The organism is Pedobacter sp. Leaf170 (assembly GCF_920984665.1).
In the GTDB taxonomy this organism is placed as follows: Bacteria; Bacteroidota; Bacteroidia; order Sphingobacteriales; family Sphingobacteriaceae; genus Pedobacter.
In genome coordinates this window covers 1-16,527 of the sequence record NZ_CAKLBP010000008.1, presented here as the reverse complement: position 1 = coordinate 16,527, position 16,527 = coordinate 1, and the positions used below count along the sequence as shown (strand labels likewise).

The 16,527-nt window shown below is 35.9% G+C and carries 13 protein-coding genes; 7 read left to right on the top strand and 6 right to left on the bottom strand.

Going from position 1 to position 16,527, the window contains the following annotated elements; translation table 11 throughout:
• Position 1: 1 nt before the first annotated feature.
• Together LUA90_RS17260 and LUA90_RS17255 are read left to right on the top strand one after the other, a co-directional pair.
• A complete protein-coding gene (locus tag LUA90_RS17260; RefSeq protein ID WP_231463354.1) occupies positions 2-874 on the top strand; it encodes a sugar phosphate isomerase/epimerase in 873 nt (290 codons plus the stop codon).
• A gap of 10 nt (positions 875-884) precedes the next feature.
• Positions 885-1,754 (top strand): sugar phosphate isomerase/epimerase, encoded by an 870-nt coding sequence (locus tag LUA90_RS17255; RefSeq protein WP_231491887.1) that lies wholly within the window; start codon positions 885-887, stop codon positions 1,752-1,754.
• A 63-nt stretch (positions 1,755-1,817) separates the two neighbouring features.
• On the opposite strand, the gene LUA90_RS17250 is transcribed toward LUA90_RS17255, so the two are convergent.
• Entirely contained in the window at positions 1,818-4,427 is a 2,610-nt protein-coding gene (locus LUA90_RS17250; protein WP_231491886.1) for a lamin tail domain-containing protein, read from the bottom strand.
• A 49-nt stretch (positions 4,428-4,476) separates the two neighbouring features.
• Between LUA90_RS17250 and LUA90_RS17245 the strand changes: the two genes are divergently transcribed.
• The 4 genes from LUA90_RS17245 (at position 4,477) to LUA90_RS17230 (ending at position 9,358) form a co-directional block, all read left to right on the top strand.
• Positions 4,477-5,466 carry an aspartate-semialdehyde dehydrogenase gene (locus LUA90_RS17245; RefSeq protein WP_231491885.1) on the top strand — a complete coding sequence of 330 codons (990 nt, stop codon included), beginning with the start codon at positions 4,477-4,479 and terminating at the stop codon, positions 5,464-5,466.
• A 99-nt stretch (positions 5,467-5,565) separates the two neighbouring features.
• A complete protein-coding gene (gene dacB / locus LUA90_RS17240; protein ID WP_231463362.1) occupies positions 5,566-6,972 on the top strand; it encodes a D-alanyl-D-alanine carboxypeptidase/D-alanyl-D-alanine-endopeptidase in 1,407 nt (468 codons plus the stop codon).
• Positions 6,973-7,539: 567 nt separating this feature from the next.
• A complete protein-coding gene (gene eno / locus LUA90_RS17235) occupies positions 7,540-8,835 on the top strand; it encodes a phosphopyruvate hydratase (RefSeq protein WP_231463364.1) in 1,296 nt (431 codons plus the stop codon).
• Positions 8,836-9,058: 223 nt separating this feature from the next.
• The gene (locus LUA90_RS17230; protein ID WP_231463365.1) at positions 9,059-9,358 is read left to right on the top strand and encodes a septum formation initiator family protein; all 300 of its coding nucleotides are present in this window, start codon (positions 9,059-9,061) and stop codon (positions 9,356-9,358) included.
• Between the two features lie 91 nt (positions 9,359-9,449).
• Here the strand turns inward: LUA90_RS17230 and LUA90_RS17225 are convergent, their stop codons facing one another.
• Both LUA90_RS17225 and LUA90_RS17220 read right to left on the bottom strand, forming a co-directional pair.
• Positions 9,450-10,070 carry a trimeric intracellular cation channel family protein gene (locus LUA90_RS17225; protein WP_231463367.1) on the bottom strand — a complete coding sequence of 207 codons (621 nt, stop codon included), beginning with the start codon at positions 10,068-10,070 and terminating at the stop codon, positions 9,450-9,452.
• Positions 10,057-12,141, bottom strand: coding sequence for a hypothetical protein (locus LUA90_RS17220; RefSeq protein WP_231463369.1), 2,085 nt, complete (start codon positions 12,139-12,141; stop codon positions 10,057-10,059). The genes LUA90_RS17225 and LUA90_RS17220 overlap by 14 nt, the downstream gene beginning before the upstream one ends.
• Before the next feature lie 177 nt (positions 12,142-12,318).
• On the opposite strand from LUA90_RS17220, the gene LUA90_RS17215 reads away from it, so the two are divergent.
• Entirely contained in the window at positions 12,319-13,053 is a 735-nt protein-coding gene (locus tag LUA90_RS17215) for a murein L,D-transpeptidase family protein (RefSeq protein WP_231491883.1), read from the top strand.
• A gap of 100 nt (positions 13,054-13,153) precedes the next feature.
• Here LUA90_RS17215 and fabG read toward each other — a convergent pair whose 3' ends face one another.
• From fabG to LUA90_RS17200, 3 genes are all read right to left on the bottom strand, one after another.
• Entirely contained in the window at positions 13,154-13,897 is a 744-nt protein-coding gene (fabG, locus tag LUA90_RS17210; protein ID WP_231463372.1) for a 3-oxoacyl-[acyl-carrier-protein] reductase, read from the bottom strand.
• Positions 13,898-14,010: 113 nt separating this feature from the next.
• On the bottom strand, positions 14,011-15,087 hold the full coding sequence (locus LUA90_RS17205) for an agmatine/peptidylarginine deiminase (protein ID WP_231463374.1): 1,077 nt from the start codon (positions 15,085-15,087) through the stop codon (positions 14,011-14,013).
• A 170-nt stretch (positions 15,088-15,257) separates the two neighbouring features.
• Positions 15,258-16,133 (bottom strand): carbon-nitrogen hydrolase, encoded by an 876-nt coding sequence (locus tag LUA90_RS17200; RefSeq protein ID WP_231463376.1) that lies wholly within the window; start codon positions 16,131-16,133, stop codon positions 15,258-15,260.
• Positions 16,134-16,527 lie beyond the last annotated feature (394 nt).

Genomic DNA, 16,527 nt, shown 5'->3' with positions numbered 1-16,527 from the left:
TATGATATCAAGAAGAAATTTCCTCCTAAACAGCAGTATGGCCGTTGCCGCCGCATTGTTGGTGCCATCATTTGCCTGCATGGCAGATAAAAAGAATGTTGGTTTACAATTATATACGCTTAGAGATGAACTTCCAAAAGACGTTAAAGGAACTTTAGAGAAAGTAGCTAAAGCTGGATTTACTGAAGTAGAAACCTATGGATTTTCTATAAAAGATCAGTTTTGGGGTTTAACACCAGCTGAGTTCAAAAAGATTTTAGATGATAATGGACTTAAAGCCGTTAGTGGTCACTTTGGTCTAGGTTCATATTTAAATGATGGAAATACTGAAGAATTAAAAGCTGCTATTGTTGCCGCAAAGGCTTTAGGAATGAGCTACTTAACTATTCCCTGGCTAGATCCATCTTTAAGAAAAAATGCTGATGATTATAAAAACCTGGCTCTAAAAATAAATGAAGCAGGTAAAATGTGTAAGGCAGAAGGCATTAAAGTTGCTTACCATAACCACGATTTTGAATTCCAAAAACAAGGTGAAACCACTGGTTATGAAATTTTATTAAGCAATACCGACAAAGAATTAGTTGATTTTGAATTGGATTTATATTGGGTTGTGCGCTCAGGTAACGATCCTAAAAAATTGTTCGCTGCCAATCCGGGGCGTTTCCCAATGTGGCATGTTAAAGACATGGATAAAACAAACCCGGCGCTAAATGCTGAGGTTGGTACAGGTTCTATCGATTTTAAAGCCATTTTTGCTGAAGCTAAATTATCTGGCATGAAGCACTTTTTTGTTGAGCATGAAACTAATTACAAACCAAATCCTATCGGTTCAATTACTGCAAGCTGTGCATACATTAAAAAAGAACTAATCTAAAACTTCAGCTATGAATTCGAGAAGAACATTTATCAAGCAAGCTGGTTTAGCAGCCGGTGCGGCCTTAATCCTTCCATCTTTTGCATTTGATAAGGCTACAAAGAACGTAGGTTTGCAGTTATATTCTTTAAGAAAAGAATTGCCGACTGATGTTAATGGTGTAATAGAAAAAGTTGCTCAAGCTGGCTTTAAGGAGGTTGAAACTTATGGTTTCTATAATGGAAAATTTTGGGGATTAACACCAAAAGAATTTTTATCCTTGTTAAAGGCTAATGGCTTAAAGGCACCTAGTGGTCATTATGGAATGGATGATTTCCTTAAAACAGGAAGCACGGATAAGTTGAAGGCCGACATTGATTCTGCAGCAGCTATTGGCGGAAAATATTTCACTATAGCGGGTGCGCATGTTGATGTAAACCAAGGTGCAGATGGCTTTAAGAAAGTTGCAAATGCCTTTAATAAAGTTGCAGAAATTGCTAAATCTTCTGGTTTAAAGTTCGCTTATCATAACCATGATTTTGAATTCAAAAAATTAGGTGACACAACAGGTTACGATATTTATCTTACAGAAACAGATAAAAATTTAGTAAATTTTGAATTGGATTTATATTGGGTTGTTCGTTCTGGAAATGATCCATTAGCTTTGTTTAAAAAATATCCTGGGCGTTTCCCAATGTGGCACGTTAAAGATATGGACAAGGCAAAACCAGAATGGAATACCGAAGTTGGAAAAGGTTCGATTGACTTTAAAAGCATTTTTGCAGAAGCTAAAACTTCAGGCATGAAACATTTTTTTGTTGAACATGAAACAAACTATAACCCAAACCCAATTGATTCTGTTAAAACAAGTTGCCAGTACATCAAAGCTAATTTGATATAATCTTTAGATTTTCGAAGTTTATTTGCCCCTGGTAATTAAACTTCGGAAATCTATTCCTAAAAATTAATTCAGCTTTGCAGCCAAAACGCAAGTGGTTTTAAATCTTTTGGTATTCCCTTTCGGATCAAATACATCAAAAACCAGAACGTAAATTCCTATGGCGGCATTTTCGCCGTTATCACTTAATCCATCCCAAGTTAAATTTCCGGCTGTTGCAATAGTTTGATTTTTTAAAAGTTTTTTAATTAGTCTACCTTTATCTGAGAACACATTCACAGTAGCCAAACTTGCATTATCTTCAAGCTGATATTCTAAATTCAAAATATCCTCAAATCCATCACCATCAGGTGAGAAAGTTTTCCCTTTCAATTTTACAAAACTTAGGTTTCCGGCATATTCCTGAGAATTTTTATAAGTAGGTGTTGCAAAACCAACTGTTGAAGCGGCCGACTTAAAATTTCCTGCTGCATTTGCATCAATATTAAAAGAAACCCTTTCAATTGATATTCCATCTTCATCATTTATTAATGGATGATGACTTTTAGCATCATAATCTAATCTATCAATAACCACATTATTGCTTAAAATAATAACGCTTCCCCTATCATTATTATAAGCAGGCATAGCAGGTAATTCTATAAAATTATCTGGATGCTGAACCAAATAATTCTGCTTAATATTTACGGGATTCGTACTAATAACCCAATAATTAGAGGACTTAATGAACAGGCTTTTGCTTGAAACAGATTTAACATTGGCAATCAAGCCTTTTGTGTCCAAATTTGCGATTTGTAAATCCTTTAAATCTAATATATGTTCGCTATGGTTGTAAATTTCTACAAAATCTGCCCCATTTGCTCTAGGATTAAACAGCACTTCCGATATCAAAATGTCATGCTTTTCTATCTTCTTTGCTAAAAATAATTTTGCAGTATTTGTGGTTGGGCTTATTAAACTTCCTGCACAATCTGTTACATTATTAATGATTATAGTATTTTCAATTCCTCTGGTAAAAGCAGTTAAAAATTGGATAGTGACTGTCTTAAAATCTGGCGATTCGATAATTACAGATTTTGGATTTCCAACTCCATTATTTATTACATAATTTGAAGCAATTGAAGCAGATAAGCTATCAATACTTTTGGAGAATTCGATTTGAACGGTTATGCTATCTAAAATATTTGCTGAGCTAAGTTTGAGTATATCATTTGTTTTTTGCGAACCATAAACAGCGTTCTGTTTGCCTGGTGTAGCGCCAAAATTATCGGCAGATGCAATCCAATTTTGACTTCCTTTACAAATATTCTTCGGGTCGATAAGCTCCAAACTGAAACCACCTTTTTTCTTTGTTTCGTCTTTATACCAGGTATCGCTGTATGCGACTTTGTCAATTATATTTCCGGTATTATCTGATAATGTTAAAATATCTTTATCGTTATTTAGACTTGGCCAGGGAGATAATCCGATAGTTTTGCCGAACGGCTTAAATAAGCTCTCATCCGCTTTTGCAGTAAGAATAACATGTTGATTTGGTTTTATCGTATCAATTAAGAAAGTATAAGTTGATGACTGGTCGGCATATTTCCAGCCTTGCATTAAAATATATTCATTGGTCGTATTCCAGACTTCTACAAATTCCCTTTGCGGAAGCGAGGGATTTCCAGTTGGATTTGCAAATATCTCGTTTATAACTACATCTCCATATTTAGCTGTATAAGGTTTGATATAAATAAAATTTAAACTCGAATTTGCTAAAAGTGAGTTTCCTCTTTTATCTACCACATTTTTAACTTGTAGATTGTAACTTCCTGATTCTAAAACTTTTTCAAAAATTAACCGATAAATATTTTGCGAAGCTGTAGCTTCAATTTTTATCGGTGTTGCATAACTGTTTGACAAGTAATAGTTATCCGGCATGGTTGCCGATTGAATATCCAAAGCCTCAGAAAACGCAACTTCTAAGGTTGTTGGATTGATAACCGAAACTGTCTTTAAACTTGGCGGTATTAAATCTGGCACTAAATCGTCAATTTTAAAATCATCAAAAATATATTGATTATACCTTGACGCAGTTGCATACTTGCAATAAAAACCAGCATATTCAGAAGTTTTATAAGTGTTATCCGTCGCCGAGCCCTCAAGGTTAAAATTGTTTCCTCCTGAAATATCCGTAAAAAGACTCCATTTTCCTGATGCATCCCGGGTTACTTTTACTTTGGCTAAAAACAAGTTGGCATTCGCCCTTACTTTTTGCGGCCCATTAATAATTTTTGTAGTTGATGTTCCGGTTTGTTTATATAGATGAAATCCATCATTCACACCAGTTTCGCCAATTTGCACAAAATATCCGTTTAAGCTTCCTTCTAAATTTTCCTTATCAGATGTTAAATAAATCCGTACAAAGTTGGTAGATGTTGGGTTAAAATTAAGCTGAATAAAAAATTCCCAGCTGCTATCTAAACTTAATTTATTAGCAGTTGATAAAGAAATTGTTTGCGATGCGATTTGTTGTCCTTTCGACTGGAGTTGGCTTTGACTATTAATCTGAAAATAAGCAATACCGCCATTCCAAGGTGGATTTTGAAAGAAATCACCGTCAGTAAAAGAATCAGTAACCTGAGAAAATGTAATTTTAGAGAATAACAATAGGGATATAAGCAGAATTTTCTTCATATTTGGGCTTATATCAAATGTTTAATAAATATAAAAATTAAAAACTAAAATGAAAGTAGCAGTGGTAGGTGCAACCGGTTTGGTTGGAACCGTAATGTTAAAAGTATTGGAGGAAAGAAATTTCCCTTTAACAGAGTTAATTCCCGTAGCATCTGAGAAGAGTGTTGGTAAGGAAATTACTTTTAAGGGTAAGAAGTTCCCAATCGTTAGCATGGATACTGCAATTGGCATGAAACCAGAGATCGCATTGTTTTCTGCAGGTGGCAACACTTCGTTAGAGCATGCTCCACGTTTTAAAGAAGCAGGCACAACTGTTATCGATAACTCATCGGCGTGGAGAATGGATCCGGCGATAAAATTAATCGTTCCGGAAGTTAATGCACACGAACTTTCTATTGATAATAAAATCATTGCAAACCCGAACTGTTCTACCATCCAAATGGTTGTTGTTTTGAAACCTTTGCACGATAAATATAAAATTAAACGTGTAGTGGTTTCTACATATCAATCCGTTACCGGAACTGGCGTTAAAGCTGTTGAGCAATTAATGAACGAGCGTAAGGGGATTGATGGACCAAAAGCTTATGCTTATGAAATTGACTTAAATGTTCTTCCTCATATTGATGTTTTCATGGATAATGGATATACCAAAGAGGAGATGAAAATGGTTAAGGAAACGAACAAAATTATGAGCGATGACAGCATTAAAGTTACCGCAACAACGGTTCGTATTCCGGTAATGGGCGGTCACTCTGAATCGGTAAATATTGAGTTTGAAAACGATTTTGATTTAGCTGAAGTGCGTAGTATTTTAGAAAAATCGCCTGGTATTATCGTTGTAGATGATGTAGCGAACTTAAAATACCCAATGCCAAAAGACGCACATGAAAAAGACGAGGTTTTTGTTGGCCGTATTCGTAGAGATGAATCGGCTCCCAAAGCTTTAAACCTTTGGATTGTTGCAGATAACCTACGCAAAGGTGCTGCAACCAATGCAGTTCAAATCGCTGAATATCTTTTGCAAAAAGAATTGGTATAAATTTTTTAAACCTACAAGGTTTTAAAACCTTATAGGCTTAACCTTAAAAGTGATGTGTTTGTTACACATCACTTTTTTTATTTCCATTAATTTTATAAAATGAAGTTTTTAAAGTTTGCCACATTTTTAATTTTCCTATCAATAAATTGTATTGCTCAAAACCGAATCCAAAACCTGGAGAAAGCTTTTAATAACTTACTGGCTGATGAACAAGCAAAACATGCCATTACTTCGCTATGCGTATTAGATGCTAATACCGGAAAAGTTCTTTTTGCAAAAAACGAGCAGATTGGCTTGGCGACTGCATCAACTTTAAAAACCATTACTGCGGCAACAGCTTTTAGCATTTTAGGTAAAGATTTTCAGTATCAAACCACCCTTGGTTATTCAGGAAATATTTCGCCCGATGGAACATTACAAGGAAATTTAATTATTACTGGTAGTGGCGACCCTACTTTAGGCTCGTGGAGATATCAAAACAGAGAAAATGCAGTTTTAAATCAATGGGTTGCGGCAATAAAAGCGGCAGGCATTAAAAAAATTGAAGGTTCCATTATTGGAGATGATAGAATTTTTGGAACCCAAACTACACCTGAAGGCTGGGTTTGGCAAGATATCGGCAATTATTATGGTGCAGGAACATCAGGCTTAGCTTGGAGAGAAAATCAATTTGATATCCACTTAAAACCAGGTTCAAGCACAGCTGAGGGTGTTAAAATAATAAAGTCGGTTCCCGAAACACCATATATTCAAATTGTAAATGAACTAAAAACAGGTGCATCTGGTAGTGAAGATAGAACTTATGCTTTTTTGCCACCCTATAGCAATGTTGCCTATTTACGAGGCAGTTGGGGCATGGGTATTGGTAAACCGGGCATTTCTGTTGCCCTACCCGACCCGGCATTTGATTGTGCTTACCGTTTACAAGATACATTAAAACGATTAGGCATTTCTACAACATTACAAGCTACAACTGCAAGATTGATGGAGTTGAATAAACAAACTGTTCCAATAGTAACGCAAAAAATAAATACCATAAGTTCTCCAACATTGAGTGAAATAAGTTACTGGTTTTTGAAAAAGAGCGTTAATCTTTACGGAGAAACCTTATTGAAAACGATTGCGTTAAAAGGTGGTAAGGCAGCGACAACCGCTAAAGGTGCTGAAACAGAAATTAATTTCTGGGCAAATAAAGGCGTTGATAAATCTGCTTTGAATATTATTGATGGGAGCGGACTTTCGCCGGGCGATAGGGTTACAACTGCTGCAATGGCTAGTATTTTATTCCAAATCCAAAAAGAAAATTGGTTCACCGATTTTTATAAGGGCTTGCCAGAGTATAATGGTATGAAAATCAAAAGCGGAACCATTAATGATGTTTCTGCCTTTGCAGGTTATCATACTGACGCTTCGGGCAATAAATATGTTGTTGTAATTAACATAAATAATTATAACGGTAGCGGAATTAATAAAAAATTGTTTAGGGTTTTGGATGCGTTGAAATAGGGGTATTTCACTCAATCGTCATGCTGAGTTTTATTTCAGCATCTCTAGTTTTTTGTCTTAGCTGATGAGCTTTCAAATTTTAGCGTTTGAAAATTCGTTTTAGTTAAATTGCATTTTATGCGACTTGCAATTCCCCTCCTTCGGAAGGGTGCCCAAAGGGCGGGGTGGTTTTTTTAGCAGAAATGTAAGTTATCCAAACCCGATTGAAGTGGAAATACTTTTTTGTCGTAATTCAGAAAAAGATTATCACATTGTACATCCTCGCCTGCCTGCCGCAGGTAGGCAATGACGGAAATGGCGAAAGTTGACAGAAAATAAAAAAATTGGACGCCCGCCTGCCGGAGGACAGGAAAAGCGGGACTGATTTAACCTAAGTATCACTGATATTGCTTTACAAAAACAAGGTGCTGATATAAATTCAGCGTGACGGAAATTGCAGAATTACTATCGTAACATTAACGCCCTAAACGCTTTATTTATTTAAAAAATATACTAACTTTGATTTTAAACTTAGTAATTGTACTTTGTACACTAAGCAGGTTAAAAAATCAATAAAAATCAAATAAAATGAGCATAATTGTTAATGTCCATGCGAGACAAATCCTTGATTCAAGGGGTAATCCAACAATAGAAGTAGAAGTTGTAACTGAAGCAGGCGCTTTTGGTCGTGCAGCTGTACCAAGTGGTGCATCTACAGGCCAGTACGAAGCGGTTGAGTTACGTGACGGCGATAAAGCAACTTATTTAGGCAAGGGTGTTTTAAAGGCGGTTGAAAACGTAAATACTAAAATAGCCGAGGCTTTAAGAGGTATTGATGTTTTTGAGCAAAACGCTATTGATAAATTAATGTTGGAACTTGATGGTACAGAAAACAAAGGTAACTTAGGTGCTAATGCTATTTTAGGGGTTTCTTTAGCAGTTGCTAAAGCTGCTGCTGATGAAATTGGCCAGCCTCTATACCGTTACATTGGCGGTGTCAATGCAAATACTTTACCAATTCCGATGATGAACATCATTAATGGTGGTTCTCACTCTGATGCGCCTATCGCGTTCCAAGAGTTTATGATTATGCCGGTTGGTGCACCATCTTTTTCTGAGGCTTTACGTTGGGGAACTGAAGTTTTCCACAGTTTAAAGAAAATTCTTCATGATAGAGGTTTATCTACAGCTGTTGGAGATGAAGGTGGCTTCGCTCCTACTTTCGATGGTACTGAAGATGCAATTGAAACGGTATTAAAAGCAATTGAAACAGCAGGTTACAAACCAGGTTCTCAAATTTGCCTTGCTTTGGATTGTGCTTCGTCTGAATTTTACAAAGATGGCAAATACGATTACACTAAATTTGAAGGTGCTACCGGCGTAATTCGTTCTAGCGAAGAGCAAGCACAATATTTAGCTGACCTTTCTGCAAAATATCCAATCATTTCTATTGAGGATGGTATGGACGAAAACGACTGGACTGGCTGGAAAAGCTTAACTGATAAAGTTGGCGACCGTGTGCAACTGGTTGGTGATGATTTATTTGTAACTAACGTAACGCGTTTACAACGTGGTATTGATGAAGAAACTGCAAATTCTATCTTGGTAAAAGTTAACCAAATTGGTTCTTTAACTGAAACGATTAATGCAGTTACTTTAGCGCAAAATAGTGGTTATACATCGGTAATGAGTCACCGTTCTGGCGAAACTGAAGATGTTACGATTGCTGATTTAGCTGTTGCTTTAAACTGCGGACAGATTAAAACAGGTTCAGCTTCTCGTTCTGACAGGATTGCAAAATACAATCAATTACTACGTATTGAGGAGGAATTAGGCGAGAATGCTCGTTTTATTGGTTCGAAATTCAAATACGCAAAAAAATAAACAGTATGTCATTCTGAGCTTGTCGAAGAATTTTCTATAAGATGTTTCGACAGGCTCAACATGACAGATAGCTTTAATGTTAAGAAGTTGAAAAACTTATTTGGAGAACATCCGGAGATTTTAAATCTTCGGATGTTTTTTTATACATTTACGTCATTGCAAGGTACGAAGCAATCTCGTAATAGAATGCTTTGTACCTCGCAATGACGATTTTTTAAAACCTATGAAGCGTTTAATAGAACTTTTCCGTAATAAATATTTCCTCGCAACTGCTGCTTTTGCCATTTGGATGTTGTTTTTTGATAAAAACGATATGATGTCGCAGTATGAATACCGCAGCCAGGCTAATAAATTGCAGGAGGAAAAGGAATATTTCGAAAATGAAACCGCTCAGATTAAAAAAGATTTAAACGAATTGAGTACAAATCTTAATACTGCTGAAAAATTTGCACGCGAAAAATATTTCATGAAAAAAGATAACGAAGATGTTTTTGTTATTATTCGTGAAGAAAAAAAAGATTAGAGCAGGATTTTTAGGATTTAAGGATTTTAAAATTTAGGCGACTTAATACTTCTATCTTTTAGATTAGCGAGCCGAATTAATCTCATCTTTATCAATATTCAAATTTAGGTAACGACAGCTTAAATTTTACCGCTATAATTCTGAATACAAAAATAAATGCGACTACAGTAAGTTTAGCAACTATACTTTCTACATTGATTTGAATCAATAAGTAATAAAGCATGCCACCTAAAATACTTGCCGAAGCATAAATTTCTCTTCTAAACACTAAAGGAATTGTGTTGAGCAAAGTATCTCTGATAATTCCTCCGAAACAACCGGTTATTGTACCTAAGGTAATGCAGATTCCGGGATTTAAATCGTAGTCAATACCTTTTAATAAACCTACCATTGTAAACAAGCCAAGGCCTAAGCTATCAAACAGAAAAAGTGTAATTTTCATTTTCTGCACATGTGTTTTAAAAAACATGGTTAATAGTGCTGTAAATAAAATTATCAGGCAGGTTTGCATGTCACGCATCCAGGCAACCGGTGTATCGCCAATTAATAAATCGCGAACGGTACCGCCTCCAATTGCAGTTACGAAGGCAATAATTAAAACACCAAATGGATCTAATTTGCGCTGCATAGCAGTAAAAGTACCAGATATGGCAAAAGCGATGGTTCCTAAAACCTCAATAACTTCAGACGTAGAAATGTTATAGCTCTCCATTGCGTTTACGTAAAAACCATTCGGTACTAAGCAGTATTAAAATCAGTGCGAATAACCATTTCAAATTGATAAGTTCATCATATTTACGGTCTTCATAACTTATGGTTTTGATGTTATCGTTAGTTAAAATGACATCAGCAATTTTCATTAAATCATTAGGCATAAAAAGCTGCCCGTTACTTTGCTTAGAAATTGTATTCAGCAATTGATGGTTAGCGGTAGTTTGCTGATATTCTGCAATTAAAGCATTCACGTAAAAACTTCCGGTAGCTGTTAATTTTTTTCCACCTAAAGATGTACCAGCCACGTAAGCATAATTTCCTGAGGGCATGTTTCCGGCATCTAGCTGATAACCATTTTCAGTTTTTGAGAAAACATAGTTGAATAACTTTCCTGCATCGTTTTTAATCTGCAATTGCACTTCTGGTTCATTTACGGGCAGATAACTTTCGTTGTAAAGCGTTCCATTAAACTGAATAGACTCGTTTTCATCGTAAGCAGATTTAGAGGTAAAAACCTTAAATCTCCTTTTATCATCTTTTACAGAAAGGTACTGTACAGTTTTAGAAATTAAATCATTTAAACCCGATTGGCTGATATCATTCTCCGCTTCTGATAATTTCCATCGCCATAATCCCTCTCCCATTAAATAACCAGTCTTTAAACCATTTTCATTTGTAAAGAAAAGCAAAGGTTGCGCTGTACTTACTTTCCCAATACGTTGATTAAATATTGGCGTAGCACTTGCATTAACAGTTAACCTTCCAAAAGGCATCAGCAATGGGTCGAAGCCAGCAAATTGTTTTTTATTTTCTTCTGATAGATTAAAACTGGTAAAGGCGCTATTTAAATCAGCATAAACTTCTTGTACGGAGCCATTAGCGGAAGCCAAATTCACTTGATTTTGAATTTGATTAAAGGCATTCACGTTACTTTGAGCACCTAAAATATACCAGATTGGCTTTTTGAAGCTGGAAATATTCTTTAAAAATGAGGCGGAAATATTCTGACCATCTGGTAATTGATACAATATAATTAAATCAAACTTTGAAAGGCTTATTGCGCTTAAATCATCAGCTAAAGCAAGCTTAACATCATAGTGTTTATTAAGTGATATGGCTTCTTTTATAACACTTAAATCGGGATGCGGAGCTGCAGCAGCCAACAACACTTTTTGCCTGCCATCAATTACTTCAATGTAAAATGTTTGCGTGTTGTTTCGGGTTGTGATTTCATTTTGCAGGGTAGCCAATTGAATGGTGTATTTTTGAATGCCAATTTTCCCTGCATGCAACTTAATCGGCATGGTTTTTACAAAAGAATTCCCGATGATTGATACATTCTGCTGGTTAACTTTCGCACCATTCAGATTTACGGATAAAGATGTATTTTCTCCATCGCTTTGATATGCCTGAAGCTGAACTTCAACGGTAAAATCATCATCCAAATAAACAATGTTATTATAATTTACATTTGCAATTAACACATCCCTTTTCGGAATACTATCGCCCAACGCTACCGTGTAAACTGGCGCATTTATTTGATTGATGTTGTATAAAGGATTTCCTCCATGATTGAAAATACCATCGGTTGCCAGAACAATTGCACCAACATTTCGATTGGCATATTCATCTTTAACTTTTTGGAAAAATGCTGATGCATCAGAAAGTTTACCCTGATTCTTAAAGTCGAATCCATCGTTAATTTTATCCGAGAAGTTATAAGCCCTTACTTCATACTTATCTGATAATTTATCCTGAAGAGATTTAAGATTTTGCTCGTATAATTTCTGGTCGAAGCCCGCAGGTTTAACTTGCCCCACCGACAGTGAATTATCTTGCCCAATGATGATTACAGGCTTATCTAAATTATAATTTAAGGTTTTAATTAATGGAGCAAATAAAAGCCAGGCGATTGCGGTTACAACAACAATTCTGATTGCTGTTAATCCATATTGAAGTTTTTTTTCGAGGTTTTTATTATTGCGATAAAGCAACCACCCATATAAAATACCCAAAGCAAGGCAACCCAGAAAATACAAAATAGAAGTACCTGCAAAAATGCTATTCATATTTTATAAAGATGCTAATTTTGTGTTTAACCGCAAAGAAAGGCAAGAATTATACGAACTATCTTTTCGCCACGGAAGCACTGAATCAACGGAAAAAATATTTTTTAGTTCCATGTAAATCTGTGTTTATGTATCAAAATTTTAAATAAATATTTAGCTTTAACTCAAACCAACATTATGAAATTCATCTGTCTAATCTTTTTTCTATCCTTAAGTATAATGGCAAGCGCTCAAAGTAATTTCAAAGCCACCCAAATCAAATTCGAAAGAGTAGAAAAAGCTTACGAGGAAAAGTGGGAAACACTTAAAAAATTTTTGAAAGCAGATGGTTTTGGACATAATTTTTCGATGCTGATAAACGCATACAAAGCTGAAAGCAAATTGGAGATTTGGTTAAAAAAAGACGCTGAAAAGAAATACAGGTTATTTCGAACTTATGATTTCTGTGCTCATTCTGGTACGCTGGGGCCAAAGGTTATTGAAGGCGATAAGCAAACGCCAGAAGGCTTCTACCACATCAATGTTTTTAATCCCATGAGCAGTTTTCATTTATCACTGGGCATTAATTATCCAAATAATGTAGATTTAACCAGAACGGGAAAAAATCGCAAAACCGGCGGCGAAATTTATATTCATGGCAATTGTGTAACAGTTGGATGCATACCCTTAACCGACGAGAAAATTAAAGAAGTTTACGTTTTGGCAGTTGAAGCGAAGAATAATGGCCAGGACAAGATTCCGGTAAATATTTTTCCCTTCAAAATGACTGACGGAAATATGAAGAAGTATGTAGCACAGTTTCCAACTCAAGCAGCTTTTTGGATAAACTTACAACCTGGATATTTGGCTTTTGAGAAGAATAGAAATTTAGCAGATATCAAAGAAGTTGGAGGAAAGTATTTAATCAGGTAAAAACTAAAAGGCGTAAGGTTTAGGGTTAAAGCCCATCTCACGCCTTTATATTTTTAAATGGATGGAAAGAAAACCTTCCACCTTAAACCCTTTACCTGTTTTACAGCATTCCGCCGCAAACAGATAGTGTTTGCCCGGTTACATAAGCGCTCATATCTGATGCTAAGAACACACAAACATTAGCAATATCTTCGGTTTCGCCAGCACGTTTTAGTGGAATATCTTTCTCCCAACCTGCAACAACTGCAGGGTCTAAAACCTCTGTCATTTCTGTGCGGATGAAACCCGGAGCAACAACGTTAGCACGGATATTTCTAGAACCTAATTCCTTGGCTACTGATTTTGTAAAACCAATAATTCCGGCTTTTGATGCAGCGTAATTCGCCTGTCCGGCATTTCCCTGTACACCAACAACAGAGCTCATATTGATAAATACACCTTTACGAGCCTTCATCATTACTTTAGAAGCCGCTTTTGTAACGTTGAAGATAGATTTTAAGTTAATGTTAATTACATCATCCCAATTTTCTTCACTCATACGCATTAATAAACCATCTTTGGTAATACCGGCATTATTTACAACAATATCAATCGTTCCAAACTCAGCTACAATATCATTAATTAATTGTTCTGCCTGGTCGAATTTGGAAGCATCAGAACGATAACCTTTAACCTTAGTTCCAAAACTTTGCAATTCTAGCTCTAAAGCCTCTCCCTTTTCTACTGATGATAAATATGTAAATGCTACGTTAGCACCTTGCTCTGCAAATTTTTCAGCTATTTTACGACCAATACCTTTCGATGCGCCAGTAATTAATGCTGTTTTTCCTTCTAGTAATTTCATAACCCCTAAATCCCCTAAAGGGGACTCTTATATAATGTGTAAAAATTTAAACTGTTGTAAAGTTAGTATTAATTGTGAATTGTTAACAATTGATATCTTCCCCCTTTAGGGGGTTAGGGGGTTGGCTCCTGCTGACTCAAACAATGGAAACTTCCCAATCCCCAAATAATATCTACAGAGTTAATGCCAACTACTTTTCTATCCGGGAAACAACCCTGAATAATATCTAATGCTTTTTGGTCATTTACATCATCAAAAACCGGAACAATAACCGCCGAATTTGCAATGTAAAAATTAGCATAAGATGCAGGCAAACGGGTATCATCAAAAATTACTGGCGATGGCATTGGCAACTCCACAATATTAAGCGAGCGGCCATCTTTCAATTTCATGGCTTTCAAAGCCTCTAAATTTTCTTGTAACAAAATATAGTTTTCATCCAGCGGATTACTTTCTACAACCGTTAAGACAGTGTCTTCATTAACAAAACGCGTTATGTCGTCTATGTGCCCGTCTGTATCATCGCCAACTATTCCATCACCCAACCATAAAACCTGGTCTTGCCCATAATATTCCAGCAAATATTTTTCAATCTGCTCTTTAGTTAAATGTGGATTACGATTTTCGTTCAGCAAGCAAGCAGTCGTTGTTAAAACAGTTCCTGTTCCATTAAATTCTACCGAACCACCTTCCATTACAATACCTGGTGTAAATAAGGGTAAATCGAAATGTTTTGCAATTTTAGTCGGTACAACATCATCCAAATCAAATGGAGGATATTTGCCACCCCAAGCATTGTAACCCCAATCGATAACTGCTTTTTCATTACCTTTAAGCACAAACGCCGGACCATGGTCTCGGCACCAGGCATCATTAGTTTCATTAAAATAAAACTCAATTTGTGATAAATCTGCCTCAACTTTATTTAATTCAGAAATTGCAAAAGCTTTCATTTCTTCATCCCTTACATTAATACGGACTTTTTCTCCTTCTGCCACAATTTTAATAAACTCACAATATGGCTTGTAAATTGTTTCGATTTTACCCGGCCAGCTCGCTTCTTTGTGTGGCCAGCTTAACCAGGTTGCTTCATGCTTTGCCCATTCGGCAGGAAAAGTATATCCCTGTTGTTTTGGAGAGTAATCGAATTGATTAATATTTAAAAGTTCTTTTGGAGGGAAATTTGACATTTGTTTTGTGTTAGTACTAACGTTTTTACTTAGTCATTGCGAGGCACGAAGCAATCTCCTTATATTAATTGAATGAGATTACTTCGTGCCTCGCAATAACGAATGTCACCGCTCAAGATGACAATATTTTATCTTTTTTCGCTTTAAGCTTTGGTCTTTAACCTTTCTGCTTAATCCTCATCAATAAACCTTTTCGTAATTGGTTGATAAGAATCTATCCTTCTATCTCTTAAAAAAGGCCAATGCTTGCGCATAAAGTCGCTTTGGTCTAAATCCAATGCTACCACTTCAGTTTCCTCTTTATCATGCGAAGCTAAATAAAGCAATTTACCTTGTGCGTTAGTTGCAAAACTTCCACCCCAGAATTTCATGGCGCCATCTTGTTCAAAACCAACACGGTTTACACTCACAACCGGAACACCATTCGCCACCGAGTGCGAGCGCTGTATGGTTTGCCAAGCATTATATTGGTCTTTATTAGTTTCCTCATCTTGCGTTGTATCCCAACCAATTGCCGTAGGGTAAAACATAATTTCTGCACCCATCAGAGCCGTAATTCTCGAAGCTTCAGGATACCATTGGTCCCAACAAATTAAGATACCGATTTTAGCAAACTTGGTATCAAAAACTTTGTAGCCTAAATCGCCTGGTGTAAAGTAAAATTTCTCGTAAAAAGCAGGGTCGTCAGGAATATGCATTTTGCGATATTTACCTAAATAAGAACCATCAGCATCTAAAACCGCGGTTGTGTTGTGGTAAATCCCTGCCGTACGTTTCTCAAATAAAGAAGCAATAATCACAACACCCAATTCTTTAGCAACAGCCTGCAAAGCATTTGTAGATGGACCAGGAATAGCCTCGGCTAAATCAAAATTTGCATAATCTTCAACATCGCAGAAATATAACGATGTAAAAAGTTCTTGCAAACATACAATTTGAGCACCTTTCGCCGCTGCATCACGCACTTTTGCAATCGCCTTATCTAAATTTTCCTGCTTATTATTAGTACAAGTCATTTGTACCAAGCCAACGTTTACTTTCTTCATATCTTCAAATAATTGAATTAATGAATTAGAGAATGATTGAATGTTTATTACGCTTTACGAATTCATTCATTCAAAATTCACTCATTCAAAATTAATGCGCAAAGTTACTATTTTGTTAAAAGTAGAACGGTATAATTTTGTAATTGTTTTTTTTTGAAAAGCAAAGGCAGTAGTTCAGATTATTGTTAGTCGGGCTATCCGCTAAATCTTTTTTGTTAATGTCACTGTGAAAGCATTAGTAATGCAACAAAAAAGTATATCGCTCCTATCCTACCGTGTACCCACATCTTTATTTTTATTTTTGTTTCATGTTTGGAACAGATTACAGTAAACTTTTTAACGACCTTAGGTTATCTAGACGAGGAGAAAGCCTATTAAATAAATTACGTCAGGA

Excerpts from the sequence above, each read along its gene's own strand:
- LUA90_RS17225 (WP_231463367.1), bottom strand. The coding sequence starts at position 10,070 with ATGGAGAGCTATAACATTTCTACGTCTGAAGTTATTGAGGTTTTAGGA.
- LUA90_RS17220 (WP_231463369.1), bottom strand. The coding sequence starts at position 12,141 with ATGAATAGCATTTTTGCAGGTACTTCTATTTTGTATTTTCTGGGTTGC.
- LUA90_RS17205 (WP_231463374.1), bottom strand. The coding sequence starts at position 15,087 with ATGTCAAATTTCCCTCCAAAAGAACTTTTAAATATTAATCAATTCGAT.
- dacB (WP_231463362.1), top strand. The coding sequence starts at position 5,566 with ATGAAGTTTTTAAAGTTTGCCACATTTTTAATTTTCCTATCAATAAAT.
- fabG (WP_231463372.1), bottom strand. The coding sequence starts at position 13,897 with ATGAAATTACTAGAAGGAAAAACAGCATTAATTACTGGCGCATCGAAA.
- LUA90_RS17230 (WP_231463365.1), top strand. The coding sequence starts at position 9,059 with ATGAAGCGTTTAATAGAACTTTTCCGTAATAAATATTTCCTCGCAACT.
- LUA90_RS17200 (WP_231463376.1), bottom strand. The coding sequence starts at position 16,133 with ATGAAGAAAGTAAACGTTGGCTTGGTACAAATGACTTGTACTAATAAT.
- eno (WP_231463364.1), top strand. The coding sequence starts at position 7,540 with ATGAGCATAATTGTTAATGTCCATGCGAGACAAATCCTTGATTCAAGG.
- LUA90_RS17255 (WP_231491887.1), top strand. The coding sequence starts at position 885 with ATGAATTCGAGAAGAACATTTATCAAGCAAGCTGGTTTAGCAGCCGGT.
- LUA90_RS17215 (WP_231491883.1), top strand. The coding sequence starts at position 12,319 with ATGAAATTCATCTGTCTAATCTTTTTTCTATCCTTAAGTATAATGGCA.
- LUA90_RS17260 (WP_231463354.1), top strand. The coding sequence starts at position 2 with ATGATATCAAGAAGAAATTTCCTCCTAAACAGCAGTATGGCCGTTGCC.
- LUA90_RS17245 (WP_231491885.1), top strand. The coding sequence starts at position 4,477 with ATGAAAGTAGCAGTGGTAGGTGCAACCGGTTTGGTTGGAACCGTAATG.
- LUA90_RS17250 (WP_231491886.1), bottom strand. The coding sequence starts at position 4,427 with ATGAAGAAAATTCTGCTTATATCCCTATTGTTATTCTCTAAAATTACA.